At 71.9% G+C, this 363-nt stretch carries 1 protein-coding gene; it reads right to left on the bottom strand.

Going from position 1 to position 363, the window contains the following annotated elements; translation table 11 throughout:
- Positions 1-178: 178 nt before the first annotated feature.
- A partial coding sequence (locus NE591_RS13330) for a hypothetical protein (protein WP_256156873.1) occupies positions 179-363 on the bottom strand: 185 nt, incomplete at its 5' end.

Below are 363 nucleotides of genomic sequence, written 5' to 3'. Positions count from 1 at the left end.
ATCGGCTACCTCGATATCGCCCGCTGCGTCGAAGCGACCATGGAAGCCCACGAAGGGGCAGGCGTCCAAGTCGTGGAGAGCCTCGAGCAGCTGAAGGCCGTCGACGCATGGGCCCGCGCCTTCGCAAGCGAGTGGGCCCGGGGGCGGCGGAGTTAGCGGCGCCGCCCCGGAAGCGTTCTCAGCGGCGCTTGCGGTAGGCGACGCAGGCAGCGCCGGCGCCGGCTACGGCGAGCAGGGCGACCAGGCAAATCACCGTGAGGCTCTCGTCTCCCGTTTGAGCGAGGCGCGAGGTTTGGGCGACGCGCGTCGGCTCGGGCTCGTCAGCTTCGGGCTCTGCGGGCTCCTCCGGCTCGTCGCCGCCGG

Origin of the sequence: Adlercreutzia sp. DFI.6.23 (assembly GCF_024462535.1) — a bacterium.
GTDB classification, from domain to species: domain Bacteria; phylum Actinomycetota; class Coriobacteriia; order Coriobacteriales; family Eggerthellaceae; genus Adlercreutzia; species Adlercreutzia rubneri.
This window is presented reverse-complemented; position numbering and strand designations above follow the sequence as displayed.